Raw genomic sequence first — 15,015 nt, forward strand, 5'->3', positions numbered from 1 at the left:
ACAAGGTTTATGCGATGACTGATCAAGTGCTTGATGTCACTGTCGAGGCCGGGCTGCACGCCGAGCAGGAGTTGTTGGCGGCTGTATGCAAAGGCGAAAAGGATCATGGCCTGTTGTTCTGGCGTCCGACTGACCGCGCCTTGGTCATGCCCCGGCGCATGAGCCGCCTGGACGGTTTCGAGGCTGCCTGCGCGGAGCTTGCGATTGCCGGCTGGCCGGTGCTGCTGCGCGAAACCGGTGGCGAGCCGGTGCCGCAGTCACCTGCGGTGATCAACATCGCGCTGGTATACGTAGCACCAAAAAGCGAAGGTGATCACGGCCGCATAGAAAGCGCCTACGAGCGCCTGTGCCTGCCGTTGTGTGATGTGCTGCGTGAATGGGGTGGGCTGGCGTCGGTGGGGGAAATCGAAGGGGCGTTCTGTGATGGGCGCTACAACGTCAACCTCAACGGCCGCAAGCTGGTCGGCACTGCCCAGCGCTGGCGCCAGGGCCTGGGAGGCAAGCGCCCGGTGGTGCTGGTGCATGGTGCGTTGTTGCTGGATAACGAGCGCGAATCAATGGTGGCAGCGGTCAACCGCTTCAACGAATGCTGCGAACTGGAGCAGCACTGCCTGGCTGACAGCCACATCGCCCTGCACGAAGTGGTGCCCCAGGCGCCGCTGCTCGAGCGGCTGGGCCAGGCCTATGCCGAGGTGATCAAGGGCATCGCCCGCGATTAACGGGTGCCAAAGACCACCATGGTCTTGCCCTTGACGTGTACCAGGCTGCGCTCTTCAAGGTCCTTGAGGACGCGGCCGACCATCTCCCGTGAGCATCCAACGATCCGGCCGATTTCCTGGCGGGTGATCTTGATCTGCATACCGTCGGGGTGGGTCATTGCATCCGGCTGCTTGCACAGCTCCAGCAGGCAGCGGGCTACCCGGCCGGTGACGTCGAAGAATGCCAGGTCGCCGACCTTGCGCGTGGTATTGCGCAGACGCTGGGCCATCTGGCTGCCCAGTGCGTAGAGGATCTCCGGGTCGTGGCGTGCCAGCTCGCGGAATTTCTCGTAGCTGATTTCCGCAACCTCACATTCGCTTTTGGCCCGGACCCAGGCGCTGCGCTGTTGTTCCTGCCCGGCCGGTTCAAACAGACCGAGCTCACCGAAGAAATCACCACTGTTGAGGTAGGCGATGATCATTTCGTGGCCATCGTCGTCTTCAATGAGAATGGTCACCGAGCCCTTGATGATGAACGACAGGGTTTCGGCCTTGTCGCCGGCGCAGATGATGTTGCTCTTGGCCGCATAGCGGCGGCGCTGGCAATGGACCAGCAGCTTGTCGATGTTCTTGATCTTGGCTGGAAGGGCTGATGCAACCATGGCTGGATCCCGGTCAGGAGGCGACGCTTCATTTACTTTTATAGGTAGTCTGGCGATAAGCGCCAGTGATTTGGCGTCAGCTTATCAGACGCTTGCCCTTCTATCGGCAGATTTACTCATGCGCTTGAGCTTTTCCACCGGGCCCGCAGGGTCTAAGCTGGCAGCCTTTTTTCAAACAAGGGAGTCCAGGTAATGAAGGCGCGTATCCAGTGGGCAGGTGAAGCCATGTTTCTGGGCGAATCGGGCAGTGGCCACGTGGTCGTGATGGACGGCCCGCCCGAGGCCGGTGGCCGCAACCTGGGTGTACGGCCCATGGAAATGCTGTTGCTGGGCCTGGGTGGCTGCAGCAACTTCGATGTGGTCAGCATCCTGAAGAAATCCCGCCAGGCGGTGGAGAGCTGCGAAGTGTTTCTTGAAGCCGAGCGCGCCGGTGAAGACCCGAAGGTGTTCACCAAGATCCACCTGAACTTCGTGGTCAAGGGCCGTGGCCTTAAAGAAGCCCAGGTCAAGCGCGCGGTCGAGTTGTCGGCAGAGAAGTATTGCTCGGCCTCGATCATGCTCGGCCGGGCCGGTGTCGAGATCACCCATGGCTACGAGATCGTCGAGCTCGGTTGATGGTCAGCAAGCCCGCTTCTGTAGGAGCGGGCTTGCCCCACGCTCAGGCTAAACGCGCAGGCGCTCCAGCCCAATCAGCCAGGCCAGCCCTGGAACCAGCGCCAGCAAAAACCAATGCAGGTTAAAGCCAAGCAAGCCGAAGATTTCTGCTGTGCTCCAGGTATTGCCAAAGGCATCGGCAAACAGCAGGCACTGCAGCAAGGCAATCAGCGCGGCAAACAGCGCAAAGACCCCGCCGAGCAGTCGCCGCCTGTGGATAAAACAGCCGACCAACACGAACAGCAGTTGCCCGGGCAGTGAGAACAACAGCAGGTCGAAAGCACTGTTGCCATCAGGTTGGGAGATTTCTGGCAGCGTCAGGCTGAAGGGCGCTTCCCTCATGCTGGCGGTCATCAGGCACACGAACAGGTAGGCCACCAGCGCCAGACCCAGGCTTTGCAACAAGCGAACACAAAACAGCCTGATCATCAGCGACGCAGTCCTGGCAATAGATTGAGTAAACCCTCCGGCACTTGTGCACGTAGCCAACGGCTCAGATTATCGCGGTGTTTCTGATACAGCAGGCCCAGGCCAATCACGCCCAGGCCGATAAAGGTCAGTACCACCGGGAACAGCAGCGATTCGGCAAACACCTGGTAAGACAGATAACCCAGGTACATCGCCACGCCCATGCCGCCAAAGACCATGAACAGCGGTCGGCGCAGCAGCAGCGCAACGCCCATCAGGCCGAGGTTGATCAGGCAGTACAGGGCTTTGTCCCATTCACTGTCGGTGTCCAGCAGCGGCAAGCCGAACCAGAAGGCCAGCAATCCGGCCAGATAACCCCAGAACGCGTGGTCCTGGCGAGTGCGACCGTCGACCACCAGGAATACCAGCAACGTCGCCAGGCCAAACCACAGTGACACCGTGCGCCGCTGATTCCAGTCGAAGGCTTCGCCGTAGAACCATTCGCTCAGGTCCATGGACATGAACCACAAGGCCACGGCGATCGGCATGACGATGAATGGGAAAGGGATCAGCCGCAGCATCAACAAGCCGGCCAGTACCGTCGCCGCCTCCATCAGCAGCCAGCCGCCCTGCACATAGGTGTAGTAGTTGTGGTAATTGCCCTGGGCATCGTCCAGTGGCCAGAAACCGGTGATACGTTCCACCGCGAACACCGCCAGCGGCACGATACTCACCGCCACCGCGGCGAGCACGCCAGCGGGGATGATCTGGCCGCGGCGCTGCATGAGTAAGCCACCCAGGGTCAGCACGCCGATGTAGATCAGGGCAACCAGCAGCAGGGCGCTGTCACCGACGCGCATCCAGGCTTCGCTGAGCAACCAGCCCATGGCGGCCATGATCAGCAAGGCGCCGAAGTAAAAAGCCACATGGGCCAGTTGAAAACTGGCCTGGGCTTGCGGCTGGCGCTTGAAAAACTCAATCAGGGCCTGGTCCTGGCCCGGGTTCAGAACGCCGGCGCTGACTGCGCGGGCCAGGTCCTTGGCATCGAAGCGTTCTGTCATCGGCGGTCCTAGATACGATAGGTGCTTTTGGTCATGACCTTGGCCATCAGGCTCATGCCGAACTTGACTGGTGCCGGGAAGCGGAAGCCGCCAGCATCCAGTGCGGATTCGGCATGTTGCTCTTCGTCGACGCGCATCTGCTCGAGAATTGCCCGGGACTTTTCATCCTCGGCCGGGATCTGCTCCAGGTGTTCGTCCAGGTGCTTGCAGACCTGATGCTCGGTGGCGGCGACAAAACCCAGGCTGACCTTGTCGCTGACCAGGCCGGCGAGGGCGCCAATGCCAAAGGACATGCCATAGAACAACGGGTTGAGCACGCTGGGGTGGCTGCCAAGCTGGCGAATACGCTGCTCGCACCAGGCCAGGTGGTCGATCTCTTCTTCGGCGGCGTGTTCCATGGCCTTGCGTACCTGGGGCAGCTTGGCGGTCAGGGCCTGGCCCTGGTACAGCGCCTGGGCGCAGACTTCGCCGGTATGGTTGATGCGCATGAGCCCGGCCACATGGCGGGTCTGCGTTTCGTCCAGAGTGACGTCTGGCTGAATGATCGCCGGCGACGGTCGGGAAGGCTGGCCGCTGAAGGGCAGCAAGGTGCGCATGGCGGTGTCGGCCTGCAGCAACAAGCGGTCGAGCGGGGAATAGTGACGTTCGGTAGCCATCGGGCACCTCCGCAAGAATGTGCCCGACAGTTTACCCCAATCGCGAAGTCGGGGCTTGCCCTGGATCAGCCCGGTGGCCAGTGCATCTGACGCTGGCCAAGCACGTGCATATGAATGTGGTAGACGGTCTGCCCACCTTGCTCATTGCAGTTCATGACCACCCGAAAGCCGTCTTCGCAGCCCAGCTCTTTGGCCAACCGCTGAGCGGTGAAGAGGATGTGCCCGGCCAGGCCCTTGTCTTCTTCGGTGAGGTCGTTGAGCGTGCGGATCGGTTTTTTCGGGATGACCAGAAAATGTACCGGTGCCTGCGGGGCGATATCGTGGAAGGCCAGAACCTGGTCGTCCTCGTAGATGATCTTGGCCGGGATTTCCCGGTTGATGATCTTGGTAAACAGAGTTTCCACTTACGGTTGCTCCATGAGGGTAATCGGACTTGAGTGTACGCAGGCCAGGCGCTTGCGCCCAGCTCTGTGCAAATTAGCGAGGGCAATAGGCCTGGTTGATGGCGCCGGCCAGCTTGCGCGTTACCCAGCGCGACAGCAGGCGCGGGCTGAAGGCCAGCCAGCGGTTACGGCGGCCGGGGATGATCAGGGCGCGGTTCTTGTCCAGGGCACGCACGGTGTACAGGGCGACTTCTTCCGGGCTGAGGCAGCGCTGGCCTTTCTCCAACCGTGGGATGCGCCGCAACGGCGAGCGCACCGGGCCTGGGCAAAGTACCGAGACCTTGATGCCCGTGCGCTTGAGCTCTTCGCGCAGGCCTTCGGAAAAGTGCAGTACATAAGCCTTGCTCGCCGCATAGCTGCTCATCCACGGCCCGGGGGCGAAAGCAGCAAGGGAGGCAACGTTGAGGATCTGCCCGCCACCTTGCACCGCCATGGCATTACCCAGGGCGTGGCAGAGACGGGTCAGGGCAAGAATGTTCACCTCGATCAGGTCCTGTTCATCGCTCCACTCCTGGGCGAGGAAATGCCCGTAGGAACGGATACCGGCGCAGTTGACCAGCAAGTCGATGTGCCGTTCGCTTTCTTCGAGTTCCAGAAGGAACCCCGACAGGCGCAGGGGCTCGCCCAGGTCGCAGGCGCGGAACAGCACTTCGACGCCAAAACGCTGGGTCAGCTCGATGGCGATGCTTTCCAGCGGGTCACGCTGGCGGGCCACCAGGATCAGATTGCGTCCCCGACGTGCCAGCGCCTCGGCCAGTGCCAGGCCCAAGCCGCTGGAGGCACCGGTGATCATGGCGTAACGGGTCATGCAGTTCTCCAGTCGGGAAGGGTGGCCAAAGTGCGCAGTTTACAGCTAGCGGGCTTGAGGTGCTGCCGGTGTGATTCAGATACCGGGCCTGAACACGGTCAAAACCACTGCGACAACGATCACTACCAGCCACATCGAGGCCAGTATAACGACGGACATGCTGTTGGGCGGCGGGGCAGGTCCGAAGCGATTGTTGCCTCGATTGCCAGGTATCAGCAGCAGGAGCAGCAGCAGGAAGTTGCCGACCCAGGGCAACAACACTGCCCAGCAGAACCAGCCACTCCAGTTCAGGTCGTGCAGGCGCTTGACGAAGAAGATCATGCTCATGATTCGAGCGATAAGGGCGGCAATCAGGATCAGGCCGGCAGCGTCTTTCCACACTGCACTAGTCACCCAGCCCAGCAACAGCGCAAAGGCCACGGTGGCCGCAATCAAACCCAGGCTCCAGGCCAGAAGGCGGAGCCGGCCGATTCGGCCTTGAGGGTTCATCAGCTCGTTTGCGAAGGTGAGGGTGTTGTTCATGCAGGCTTCCTTTGCCGTGATAAAGCGTAAATCAGCCCGGCCAGTGGCGGCTCAGGGCTGTGGCCGAGGCGTGTGCCTGGCGGTACTCGGCATCCAGGCGGGCAATCAGTTGCTCGACCGAGCACAGCTGGTCGATGGCACCGACACCTTGTCCGGCAGACCAGACGGTCTTCCAGGCCTTGGCCTCGTCGTCGATGGGTTTGAGCTTGGTCTCGGTGTGGCTGCGCAGGGCGGCCATGTCGAAACCGGCGTTTTCCAGGCTCTGGCGCATGAAGCTGGCAGGCACCCCGGAAACCGCAGCGGTGTGGATGATATCGGCTGCCTTGGCTTCAAGCATCATTTCTTTGTAGGGCCCCGGCGCCTGGCTCTCGTGGGTGGCGATAAAGCGCGTGCCCAGGTAGGCAAGGTCGGCGCCCAGCAGTTGCGCGGCAAGGATTTCCTGGCCACGGTTGATGCAGCCGGCCAGCAGTAATGTCTTGTCGAAGAACTGGCGAATTTCGGCAACAAGGGCGAACGGGCTCCAGGTCCCGGCGTGGCCTCCAGCGCCCGCCGCCACGGCAATCAGACCGTCGACGCCGGCTTCGGCGGCTTTCTCGGCATGCCGGCGAGTGGTCACATCATGGAACACCAGGCCGCCGTAGCCATGTACGGCATCGACCAGCTCCTTCACCGCTCCGAGGCTGGTGATGACGATTGGCACCCGGTGCTCGACGCACAGCGCCAGGTCCGCCTGCAGGCGCGGGTTGCTCTGGTGCACGATCAGGTTGACCGCATAGGGCGCAGGCTTGTCGAGGGCTGCCAGGCCGGTTTCGATTTCTTCGAGCCAGGCCTTGAAGCCAGCACTATCGCGCTGGTTCAGCGCCGGGAAACTGCCGACCACGCCATTGGCGCAACAGGCCAGTACCAGTTGCGGGTTGGAGATCAGAAACATCGGTGCCGCTACGACCGGCAGACGCAGGCGTTGTTCGAGCAGGGCAGGCAATGACATGGCAGGTTTCCCGAGGCTGAGTATGGGCTTAGGTTAGAACGGTTTGACCACCACCAGAATTACCACGGCCAGCAGGACCAGCACCGGCGCTTCATTGAACCAGCGGTAGAACACATGGCTGCGTTTGTTTTCGCCACGGGCGAAGCGCTTGAGCTGCGCGCCGCACATATGGTGATAGCCGATCAGCAACACCACCAGGGTGAGCTTGGCGTGCATCCAGCCCTGGCTGAGAAAGCCCGGGGTAAGGCTCAGCAGCCAGATGCCGAAGACCAGGCTGGCGATCATCGCTGGCAGCATGATGCCGCGGTACAGCTTGCGCTCCATGATCACGAAGCGCTCCTGGCTGATGCTGTCCTGGCTTTGTGCGTGGTAGACGAACAAGCGCGGCAGGTAAAACAGGCCGGCGAACCAGCAGACTACGCTGACGATATGCAGCGCTTTGATCCAGAGAAAAAGCATGGGGTTGAGTTCCTTCAGGGTTCACGGTCGTCAGATAGTAGAGGCTAGGGGGGCCGCGAGCCATCGCAACAGTTGTGGGCGTGTTTCAGCGCCCCTATTATCGTGGGCTTTCCTGTTGGTTCGTTGAGAAGGGGCACGCGTTATGGTCAAGGTCGGTATCGTTGGCGGCACGGGTTACACCGGGGTCGAGCTGCTGCGTCTGTTGGCACAGCATCCACAGGCCGAGGTGGCGGTGATCACCTCGCGCTCCGAAGCCGGCCTGGCGGTTGCCGATATGTACCCGAACCTGCGCGGTCACTACGACGGTCTGGCCTTCAGTGTGCCGGACGTGAAGACCCTGGCTGCCTGTGACGTGGTGTTCTTCGCTACCCCGCACGGTGTCGCCCATGCCCTGGCGGGCGAGTTGCTGGCCGCTGGCACCAAGGTCATCGACCTGTCCGCTGACTTCCGCCTGCAGGATGCCGATGAATGGGCCAAGTGGTACGGCCAGCCCCACGGTGCGCCAGAGCTGCTCAAGGACGCGGTGTACGGCTTGCCTGAAGTGAATCGCGAGCAGATTCGCCAGGCGCGCCTGATCGCCGTGCCGGGTTGCTACCCTACCGCTACCCAGTTGGGCTTCCTGCCACTGCTCGAAGCCGGTATCGCCGATGCCTCGCGCCTGATCGCCGACTGCAAGTCCGGTGTCAGCGGCGCCGGTCGTGGCGCGGCGGTTGGTTCGCTGTTCTGTGAGGCGGGCGAGAGCATGAAGGCCTACGCGGTCAAAGGGCACCGTCATCTGCCGGAAATCACCCAGGGCCTGCGCCGTGCAGCGGGTACTGATGTCGGCCTGACCTTCGTGCCGCACCTGACCCCGATGATCCGCGGTATCCATTCGACCCTGTACGCGACCGTCGCCGATACCTCGGTCGATCTGCAGGCGCTGTTCGAGAAACGCTATGCCGATGAACCGTTCGTCGACGTAATGCCGGCTGGCAGTCACCCGGAAACCCGCAGCGTGCGCGGCGCCAACGTTTGCCGGATTGCCGTGCACCGTCCGCAAGGCGGCGACCTGGTCGTGGTGCTGTCGGTGATCGACAACCTGGTCAAGGGCGCGTCGGGGCAGGCGGTACAGAACCTCAACATCCTCTTCGGCCTGGACGAGCGCATGGGGCTTTCCCACGCCGGCCTGCTGCCTTAAACGGTAGGTTTCAAGCTGCAAGTCAAAGGCGGACGCGATCCGCTTATAGCTTGCAGCCAACCCCTTGCAGCTTTTGTATTGTTGACCGCTTTTCTCGGAGAAGCGGATAATGCGCGTCATCACGCATTATGGCGGCATAGCGCCGGGAGATAGTCAGCATGAGCGTCGAATCCTTCACCCCTGTGGCATTGCAGTTCACTGAGGGTGCAGCGCACAAGGTGAAGACCCTGGTCGATGAAGAAGGCAATGATCGCCTGAAGTTGCGAGTATTCGTGACCGGCGGCGGTTGCTCGGGTTTTCAGTACGGTTTCACTTTCGATGAAGATGTTGCCGAAGACGACACCATCGTCGAGCGCGAAGGCGTGGCCCTGGTGGTCGATCCGATGAGCTTTCAGTACCTGGCAGGAGCCGAGGTGGATTACCAGGAAGGTCTGGAAGGCTCGCGTTTCGTCATCAAGAACCCGAACGCCACCACGACCTGTGGTTGCGGCTCTTCGTTCTCGATCTGATCGCAAGGGCAGTACCGCAAACGCCGCGCCGATGCGCGGCGTTTTGCTATCTGCGGTTTATGCCGGGTAGATCGCGCCCAGCACTCGCAGGCCACGAGCAGCAGTGACGCTGGGGCGGTTGGCGGGGATGTGCTCCAGGCAGCAGTGGGCAAGCCAGGCGAAGGCCATGGCTTCGACCCAGTCAGGGTCGACCCCGCAAGCGGCAGTGCTGCTGACCCGGGCGTTGGGCAGCAGTGTTGCCAGGCGCTGCATCAGCACGCTGTTGTGCGCGCCGCCACCGCAGACCAGCAAGGCCTGGGTATCGTCCTGCGCCGCCTGCAACGAGCTGACGATACTGCGGGCGGTCAGCTCCAGCAGGGTGGCCTGTACGTCTTCATCCCGATAGCCCGGCTGAGACGCAAGATGCTGGTTCAACCAAGGCAGGTTGAACACTTCGCGGCCGGTACTTTTCGGCCCGGTACCGGCGAAGAACGGGTCACTGAGTTGGGAGGCGAGCAAACCGGGGATCACCTGGCCGGTGCCAGCCCAGGCACCGTCGGCGTCGTAGCTGTGGCCCTGTTTCTGCTGGATCCAGGCATCGAGCAGCACGTTACCCGGCCCGCAATCGAAGCCGCTGACTTGCTTGTCCTGTTCGATCAGGCTGAGATTGCTGAAACCGCCGACGTTGAGCACTGCCAGGCGTTGGCCCTGGTGGGCGAACAGCGCTTCGTGGAAGGCCGGTACCAGCGGCGCACCCTGGCCGCCAGCAGCAACGTCGCGGCGGCGAAAGTCGCTGACTACGCTGATGCCGGTGAGCTCGGCCAGCAACGCCGGATTGCCGATCTGCACGGTGAAACCGCGCGCCGGTTCGTGACGAATGGTCTGGCCATGGCTGCCGATGGCGCGAATGGCCTCAGGCTTGAGGTCTTGGGCGGCCAGCAGATGCTGGATGCCTTCGGCGGCAAGGCGCACCCACTGGTTCTCTGCCAGGGCTGCGCGGGCGATCTCGTCAGGCCCGCTGGCGCACAGGTCCAGCAGGTCCTGGCGCAGGCTGGCGGGCATGGGAATGTAATGGGTAGCGAGCAGCTTGAGGTGCTGCTCCTGTTCGATCAAGGCGATGTCCAGGCCATCGAGGCTGGTCCCGGACATCACACCCAGATAGAGCGGCATTGCTTAACGCTTGCTCGAGGCGAGCAGGGTGGCCTTTTCCTGCTCCATGCGCGCGACCAGTGGCTGGCTTTGCTGCAGGAAACGCTGGCGCTCGGCCTTGGCGATCGGGTCGGCCATTGGCAGCTTCTGCCCGAGCGGGTCGACGTGTACGCCGTTGACCTGGAACTCGTAGTGCAGGTGCGGGCCGGTGGACAGGCCGGTGGTGCCGATGTAGCCGATGATCTGCCCTTGCTTGACGGAACCGCCGGTCTTCACGCCCTTGGCGAAGCCCTGCATGTGCCCGTACAGGGTCTGGTAGCGGTTGCCGTGCTGGATGATCACGGTGTTGCCGTAACCACCGCGGCGGCCCGCCAGCAGGACCTTGCCGTCACCGGCCGCCTTGATCGGCGTACCGCGTGGTGCTGCATAGTCGACACCTTTGTGTGCGCGGATCTTGTTCAGGATCGGGTGCTTGCGGCCTGCCGAGAAGCGCGAGCTGATACGGGCGAAATCAACCGGAGTACGGATGAACGCCTTGCGCATGCTGTTGCCGTCGGCGGTGTAGTAGTTGGTGTTGCCCTGCTTGTTGGTGTAGCGCACCGCGGTGAAGCTCTTGCCGCGGTTGGTAAAGCGCGCGGACAGGATATTGCCGGTGCCGACGACCTTGCCGTTCATGACCTTCTGTTCGTAGATCACGTCGAATTCGTCGCCCTGGCGGATATCCTGGGCGAAGTCGATGTCGTAGCCAAAAATACGTGCCATATCCATGGTCAGATTGTGATTCAGGCCGGCGCGTTGGGCCGAGGCCGACAGCGAGCTCTTGATCACGCCATGAACATAGGCGGAACGCACCACTGGCTTGCTGATTTCACGGTTGAACGCGTAACCGTTTGCGCTCTTGGTCAGGCGAATGGTTTCGAGGTCGCTGAGCTTGCTGTGCAGGCTGGCCAACTGACCGTCCTTGTCGAGCTCGATCTGCAGCACTTGGCCGTGTTTGAGTTGGCTGAACTGCTTGGCCTGCTTGTTGCTGGTCAGCACTTCATGCACGGCGGTAGCCGGCAGGCCGACCTTGGCGAACAGGGTCGACAGGGTATCGCCACGGCTCACGGTAACTTCGCGGTGGCTTGGGTCCTTGCTGGCTGGCGCAGCTTCGGCAGCGGCAGGCGCCGGCTCGACCTTGGCGGTTTCGCTCGGTGCGGCGCTGTTGTCGATCTGCGCAAACGGCGAGGGCGCGGCGTCAGTGTTCTGGGTAAGTGGGGCGTCCTGTTCCTGCTTGAGTTGCTCGGCCGGGCTTTCCAGCTCCAGGTTCAGGGTGGTTTTCTTGGCTTCGACCTCGCTGGATGGGAACACCAGCAAGGCCAGGCTGAGTAAGGCGGCGATGCCGCTGGCGGCCAACAGGTGGCTCTTCGGATAAAGCGGGGGCGCTTTAGGCGGTTCGTTGGTCATAGATGAATTGACTTTGAAATAGATGAAGTGGAAAAGATGAATGACATGATGAAGATGAAATAACTGTATAAAATATAACCAAATCCCCTTCAGCGCAAGCGCGCAGACGTCATCAGTCGGCTTCGAGGTCACACTCGGGGCAAAAACTTGTATTTGATGGCTGATCTTGTATGGTTGGGTCCCTTTGAATCTGAGCCTTGCGGGTCTGTTATGAAGTCGGTTGAAGAGCAGCTAGCGCTGATCAAGCGTGGAGCGGAAGAGGTACTGGTCGAGTCCGAGTTGGTCGAGAAGCTCAAGCGCGGGCAACCGCTGCGGATCAAGGCGGGTTTTGACCCGACTGCGCCTGACCTGCACCTGGGGCATACCGTCCTGATCAACAAGCTGCGCCAGTTCCAGGATCTGGGTCACCAGGTGATCTTCCTGATCGGTGACTTCACCGGCATGATCGGTGACCCGAGCGGCAAGAGTGCCACCCGTCCGCCGCTGACCCGCGAGCAGGTGCTGGATAACGCCGAGACCTATAAACAGCAGGTGTTCAAGATTCTCGACCCGGCCAAGACCGAAGTCGCGTTCAACTCCACCTGGATGGACAAGCTCAGTCCTGCCGATTTCATTCGCCTGGCGTCGCAGTACACCGTGGCGCGCATGCTTGAGCGCGACGACTTCGACAAGCGCTACACCACCAACCAGCCGATCGCGATCCACGAGTTCCTCTACCCGCTGGTGCAGGGCTATGACTCGGTGGCACTGAAGTGCGATGTCGAGCTCGGCGGTACCGACCAGAAGTTCAACCTGCTGATGGGGCGCGAGCTGCAGCGTGCCTACGGCCAGGAAGCGCAGAACATCGTGACCATGCCGTTGCTCGAAGGGCTCGACGGCGTGAAGAAGATGTCCAAGTCGCTGGGCAATTATGTCGGCATCCAGGAAGCCCCCGGAGTGATGTACAGCAAGCTCGTGTCGATTCCTGACACCTTGATGTGGCGCTACTTCGAGCTGCTGAGCTTCCGTTCCATGGAAGAGATCGAGCAGTTCCGTGCGGATGTCGCCAATGGCGCGAACCCGCGTGACATCAAAATCAAGCTGGCGGAAGAGATCGTTGCACGCTTCCATGGTGAGGAGGCTGCCGCCAATGCGCACCGCGCGGCAGGTAACCGTATGAAAGAGGGCGAGTTGCCGGAGGACCTGCCTGATGTCGAGGTTGCTGCGGCTGAAGGCTTGCCGATCGCTGCCGTGTTGAACCGGGCGGGCCTGGTGAAGAACTCGGCGATGGCGCGGGATCTGCTCAATGGCGGCGCCGTGAAAGTCGACGGTGCGGTGGTTGATCGCGACTTCATGTTTGCACTTGGTGCGACCCATGTGTGCCAGGCGGGCAAGAAGGCATTTGCCCGGGTTACCCTCAAGGCTGAGTAATCGCCTGCTGGTGTAGCTATATATATAGACGGGGAGGCCGGCAGGCCTCCCCGCTTTGTTTTTCAGCAATGTTAAGGTTTATTGAAATTAAGCCTTGACGGGCTTTCGAATCCCCTTATAATGCGCACCACTTCCGGCGCAGTCGGAACTGAAAACTCCTTGAGTTTCAAAGAGTTAGCGGTTCCAGGGTCATCCGGAAGGGCTTCGATCGAAAGATCGACAGCGGTGAAAAAAGGCAGTTGACAGCGGTTTGAAACGCTGTAGAATTCGCCTCCCGCTGACGAGAGATCGCAGCGAGTCAAGTGGTTGAAGTTGAACGAAAAACTTCAAAATAAACGCTTGACAGACTCTGGGGAAAGCGTAGAATGCGCGCCTCGGTTGAGACGAAAAGCTCTTAACCAACCGCTCTTTAACAACTGAATCAAGCAATTCGTGTGGGTGCTTGTGAGCTCAGACTGATAGTCAAAAAGATTATCAGCATCACAAGTGGCTACACGAAAATCGAAAGATTTGAAAGTAAGTCATTTGAGATTGCTGAGCCAAGTTTAGGGTTTTCTCAAAACCCAAGCAGTATTGAACTGAAGAGTTTGATCATGGCTCAGATTGAACGCTGGCGGCAGGCCTAACACATGCAAGTCGAGCGGATGAGAAGAGCTTGCTCTTCGATTCAGCGGCGGACGGGTGAGTAATACCTAGGAATCTGCCTGGTAGTGGGGGACAACGTTTCGAAAGGAACGCTAATACCGCATACGCCCTACGGGGGAAAGCAGGGGACCTTCGGGCCTTGCGCTATCAGATGAGCCTAGGTCGGATTAGCTAGTTGGTGAGGTAATGGCTCACCAAGGCGACGATCCGTAACTGGTCTGAGAGGATGATCAGTCACACTGGAACTGAGACACGGTCCAGACTCCTACGGGAGGCAGCAGTGGGGAATATTGGACAATGGGCGAAAGCCTGATCCAGCCATGCCGCGTGTGTGAAGAAGGTCTTCGGATTGTAAAGCACTTTAAGTTGGGAGGAAGGGTACTTACCTAATACGTGAGTATTTTGACGTTACCGACAGAATAAGCACCGGCTAACTCTGTGCCAGCAGCCGCGGTAATACAGAGGGTGCAAGCGTTAATCGGAATTACTGGGCGTAAAGCGCGCGTAGGTGGTTCGTTAAGTTGGATGTGAAATCCCCGGGCTCAACCTGGGAACTGCATCCAAAACTGGCGAGCTAGAGTAGGGCAGAGGGTGGTGGAATTTCCTGTGTAGCGGTGAAATGCGTAGATATAGGAAGGAACACCAGTGGCGAAGGCGACCACCTGGGCTCATACTGACACTGAGGTGCGAAAGCGTGGGGAGCAAACAGGATTAGATACCCTGGTAGTCCACGCCGTAAACGATGTCAACTAGCCGTTGGAATCCTTGAGATTTTAGTGGCGCAGCTAACGCATTAAGTTGACCGCCTGGGGAGTACGGCCGCAAGGTTAAAACTCAAATGAATTGACGGGGGCCCGCACAAGCGGTGGAGCATGTGGTTTAATTCGAAGCAACGCGAAGAACCTTACCAGGCCTTGACATGCAGAGAACTTTCCAGAGATGGATTGGTGCCTTCGGGAACTCTGACACAGGTGCTGCATGGCTGTCGTCAGCTCGTGTCGTGAGATGTTGGGTTAAGTCCCGTAACGAGCGCAACCCTTGTCCTTAGTTACCAGCACGTTATGGTGGGCACTCTAAGGAGACTGCCGGTGACAAACCGGAGGAAGGTGGGGATGACGTCAAGTCATCATGGCCCTTACGGCCTGGGCTACACACGTGCTACAATGGTCGGTACAGAGGGTTGCCAAGCCGCGAGGTGGAGCTAATCTCACAAAACCGATCGTAGTCCGGATCGCAGTCTGCAACTCGACTGCGTGAAGTCGGAATCGCTAGTAATCGCGAATCAGAATGTCGCGGTGAATACGTTCCCGGGCCTTGTACACACCGCCCGTCACACCATGG

At 60.3% G+C, this 15,015-nt stretch carries 16 protein-coding genes and 1 rRNA gene; 6 read left to right on the plus strand and 11 right to left on the minus strand.

The annotated features are described in order from the left end of the window. The first annotated feature begins 14 nt into the window (after positions 1-14). On the plus strand, positions 15-719 hold the full coding sequence (locus CCOS864_RS03190) for a lipoate--protein ligase family protein (RefSeq protein WP_115085048.1): 705 nt from the start codon (positions 15-17) through the stop codon (positions 717-719). Here the strand turns inward: CCOS864_RS03190 and crp are convergent. Beyond that, positions 716-1,360, minus strand: a complete 645-nt coding sequence (crp, locus tag CCOS864_RS03195) for a cAMP-activated global transcriptional regulator CRP (protein WP_115085049.1) — start codon at positions 1,358-1,360, stop codon at positions 716-718. The two genes, CCOS864_RS03190 and crp, sit on opposite strands and share 4 nt — an antisense overlap. 192 nt (positions 1,361-1,552) lie before the next feature. Between crp and CCOS864_RS03200 the strand changes: the two genes are divergently transcribed. Beyond that, on the plus strand, positions 1,553-1,975 hold the full coding sequence (locus tag CCOS864_RS03200; RefSeq protein WP_115085050.1) for an OsmC family protein: 423 nt from the start codon (positions 1,553-1,555) through the stop codon (positions 1,973-1,975). A 48-nt stretch (positions 1,976-2,023) separates the two neighbouring features. On the opposite strand, the gene CCOS864_RS03205 is transcribed toward CCOS864_RS03200, so the two are convergent. The 8 genes from CCOS864_RS03205 to hemJ all read right to left on the minus strand — a co-directional run bounded on the left by CCOS864_RS03205 (position 2,024) and on the right by hemJ (position 7,359). Continuing rightward, positions 2,024-2,443 carry a hypothetical protein gene (locus tag CCOS864_RS03205; protein WP_115085051.1) on the minus strand — a complete coding sequence of 140 codons (420 nt, stop codon included), beginning with the start codon at positions 2,441-2,443 and terminating at the stop codon, positions 2,024-2,026. Then, on the minus strand, positions 2,443-3,483 hold the full coding sequence (locus tag CCOS864_RS03210; protein ID WP_115085052.1) for a DUF2157 domain-containing protein: 1,041 nt from the start codon (positions 3,481-3,483) through the stop codon (positions 2,443-2,445). Before CCOS864_RS03210 ends, CCOS864_RS03205 begins: the two co-directional genes overlap by 1 nt. Positions 3,484-3,491: 8 nt before the next feature. Continuing rightward, positions 3,492-4,139 carry a 2-polyprenyl-3-methyl-6-methoxy-1,4-benzoquinone monooxygenase gene (gene coq7 / locus CCOS864_RS03215; protein WP_038998467.1) on the minus strand — a complete coding sequence of 216 codons (648 nt, stop codon included), beginning with the start codon at positions 4,137-4,139 and terminating at the stop codon, positions 3,492-3,494. Between the two features lie 65 nt (positions 4,140-4,204). Beyond that, on the minus strand, positions 4,205-4,543 hold the full coding sequence (locus CCOS864_RS03220) for a histidine triad nucleotide-binding protein (protein WP_038998468.1): 339 nt from the start codon (positions 4,541-4,543) through the stop codon (positions 4,205-4,207). A gap of 73 nt (positions 4,544-4,616) precedes the next feature. Continuing rightward, positions 4,617-5,390: an SDR family NAD(P)-dependent oxidoreductase gene (locus CCOS864_RS03225; RefSeq protein ID WP_115085053.1), complete on the minus strand. Its 774-nt coding sequence runs from the start codon at positions 5,388-5,390 to the stop codon at positions 4,617-4,619. A gap of 75 nt (positions 5,391-5,465) precedes the next feature. Further along, a complete protein-coding gene (locus tag CCOS864_RS03230; protein ID WP_115085054.1) occupies positions 5,466-5,912 on the minus strand; it encodes a DUF805 domain-containing protein in 447 nt (148 codons plus the stop codon). A gap of 31 nt (positions 5,913-5,943) precedes the next feature. Continuing rightward, positions 5,944-6,900: an NAD(P)H-dependent flavin oxidoreductase gene (locus CCOS864_RS03235; RefSeq protein WP_115085055.1), complete on the minus strand. Its 957-nt coding sequence runs from the start codon at positions 6,898-6,900 to the stop codon at positions 5,944-5,946. Between the two features lie 33 nt (positions 6,901-6,933). After that, on the minus strand, positions 6,934-7,359 hold the full coding sequence (gene hemJ, locus CCOS864_RS03240) for a protoporphyrinogen oxidase HemJ (RefSeq protein ID WP_115085056.1): 426 nt from the start codon (positions 7,357-7,359) through the stop codon (positions 6,934-6,936). Between the two features lie 142 nt (positions 7,360-7,501). On the opposite strand from hemJ, the gene argC reads away from it, so the two are divergent. Together argC and erpA are read left to right on the plus strand one after the other, a co-directional pair. Then, positions 7,502-8,536, plus strand: coding sequence for an N-acetyl-gamma-glutamyl-phosphate reductase (gene argC / locus CCOS864_RS03245; RefSeq protein WP_115085057.1), 1,035 nt, complete (start codon positions 7,502-7,504; stop codon positions 8,534-8,536). A 158-nt stretch (positions 8,537-8,694) separates the two neighbouring features. Further along, entirely contained in the window at positions 8,695-9,045 is a 351-nt protein-coding gene (gene erpA, locus CCOS864_RS03250) for an iron-sulfur cluster insertion protein ErpA (protein WP_010221479.1), read from the plus strand. Between the two features lie 57 nt (positions 9,046-9,102). Here the strand turns inward: erpA and CCOS864_RS03255 are convergent, their stop codons facing one another. Both CCOS864_RS03255 and CCOS864_RS03260 read right to left on the minus strand, forming a co-directional pair. Beyond that, positions 9,103-10,194 carry an anhydro-N-acetylmuramic acid kinase gene (locus tag CCOS864_RS03255; protein ID WP_115085058.1) on the minus strand — a complete coding sequence of 364 codons (1,092 nt, stop codon included), beginning with the start codon at positions 10,192-10,194 and terminating at the stop codon, positions 9,103-9,105. Between the two features lie 3 nt (positions 10,195-10,197). Next, positions 10,198-11,619 carry a peptidoglycan DD-metalloendopeptidase family protein gene (locus tag CCOS864_RS03260; protein WP_115085059.1) on the minus strand — a complete coding sequence of 474 codons (1,422 nt, stop codon included), beginning with the start codon at positions 11,617-11,619 and terminating at the stop codon, positions 10,198-10,200. 210 nt (positions 11,620-11,829) lie between these two features. On the opposite strand from CCOS864_RS03260, the gene tyrS reads away from it, so the two are divergent. Together tyrS and CCOS864_RS03280 are read left to right on the plus strand one after the other, a co-directional pair. After that, the gene (tyrS, locus tag CCOS864_RS03270) at positions 11,830-13,029 is read left to right on the plus strand and encodes a tyrosine--tRNA ligase (RefSeq protein ID WP_115085060.1); all 1,200 of its coding nucleotides are present in this window, start codon (positions 11,830-11,832) and stop codon (positions 13,027-13,029) included. Positions 13,030-13,604: 575 nt separating this feature from the next. Continuing rightward, a 16S ribosomal RNA gene (locus CCOS864_RS03280) occupies positions 13,605-15,015 on the plus strand; the annotation flags it as partial.

The sequence above is a fragment of the Pseudomonas wadenswilerensis genome, from assembly GCF_900497695.1.
Classification (GTDB): Bacteria; Pseudomonadota; Gammaproteobacteria; order Pseudomonadales; family Pseudomonadaceae; genus Aquipseudomonas; species Aquipseudomonas wadenswilerensis.

Excerpts from the sequence above, each read along its gene's own strand:
- CCOS864_RS03190 (WP_115085048.1), top strand. The coding sequence starts at position 15 with ATGACTGATCAAGTGCTTGATGTCACTGTCGAGGCCGGGCTGCACGCC.
- crp (WP_115085049.1), bottom strand. The coding sequence starts at position 1,360 with ATGGTTGCATCAGCCCTTCCAGCCAAGATCAAGAACATCGACAAGCTG.
- CCOS864_RS03200 (WP_115085050.1), top strand. The coding sequence starts at position 1,553 with ATGAAGGCGCGTATCCAGTGGGCAGGTGAAGCCATGTTTCTGGGCGAA.
- CCOS864_RS03205 (WP_115085051.1), bottom strand. The coding sequence starts at position 2,443 with ATGATCAGGCTGTTTTGTGTTCGCTTGTTGCAAAGCCTGGGTCTGGCG.
- CCOS864_RS03210 (WP_115085052.1), bottom strand. The coding sequence starts at position 3,483 with ATGACAGAACGCTTCGATGCCAAGGACCTGGCCCGCGCAGTCAGCGCC.
- coq7 (WP_038998467.1), bottom strand. The coding sequence starts at position 4,139 with ATGGCTACCGAACGTCACTATTCCCCGCTCGACCGCTTGTTGCTGCAG.
- CCOS864_RS03225 (WP_115085053.1), bottom strand. The coding sequence starts at position 5,390 with ATGACCCGTTACGCCATGATCACCGGTGCCTCCAGCGGCTTGGGCCTG.
- CCOS864_RS03230 (WP_115085054.1), bottom strand. The coding sequence starts at position 5,912 with ATGAACAACACCCTCACCTTCGCAAACGAGCTGATGAACCCTCAAGGC.
- CCOS864_RS03235 (WP_115085055.1), bottom strand. The coding sequence starts at position 6,900 with ATGTCATTGCCTGCCCTGCTCGAACAACGCCTGCGTCTGCCGGTCGTA.
- hemJ (WP_115085056.1), bottom strand. The coding sequence starts at position 7,359 with ATGCTTTTTCTCTGGATCAAAGCGCTGCATATCGTCAGCGTAGTCTGC.
- argC (WP_115085057.1), top strand. The coding sequence starts at position 7,502 with ATGGTCAAGGTCGGTATCGTTGGCGGCACGGGTTACACCGGGGTCGAG.
- erpA (WP_010221479.1), top strand. The coding sequence starts at position 8,695 with ATGAGCGTCGAATCCTTCACCCCTGTGGCATTGCAGTTCACTGAGGGT.
- CCOS864_RS03255 (WP_115085058.1), bottom strand. The coding sequence starts at position 10,194 with ATGCCGCTCTATCTGGGTGTGATGTCCGGGACCAGCCTCGATGGCCTG.
- CCOS864_RS03260 (WP_115085059.1), bottom strand. The coding sequence starts at position 11,619 with ATGACCAACGAACCGCCTAAAGCGCCCCCGCTTTATCCGAAGAGCCAC.
- tyrS (WP_115085060.1), top strand. The coding sequence starts at position 11,830 with ATGAAGTCGGTTGAAGAGCAGCTAGCGCTGATCAAGCGTGGAGCGGAA.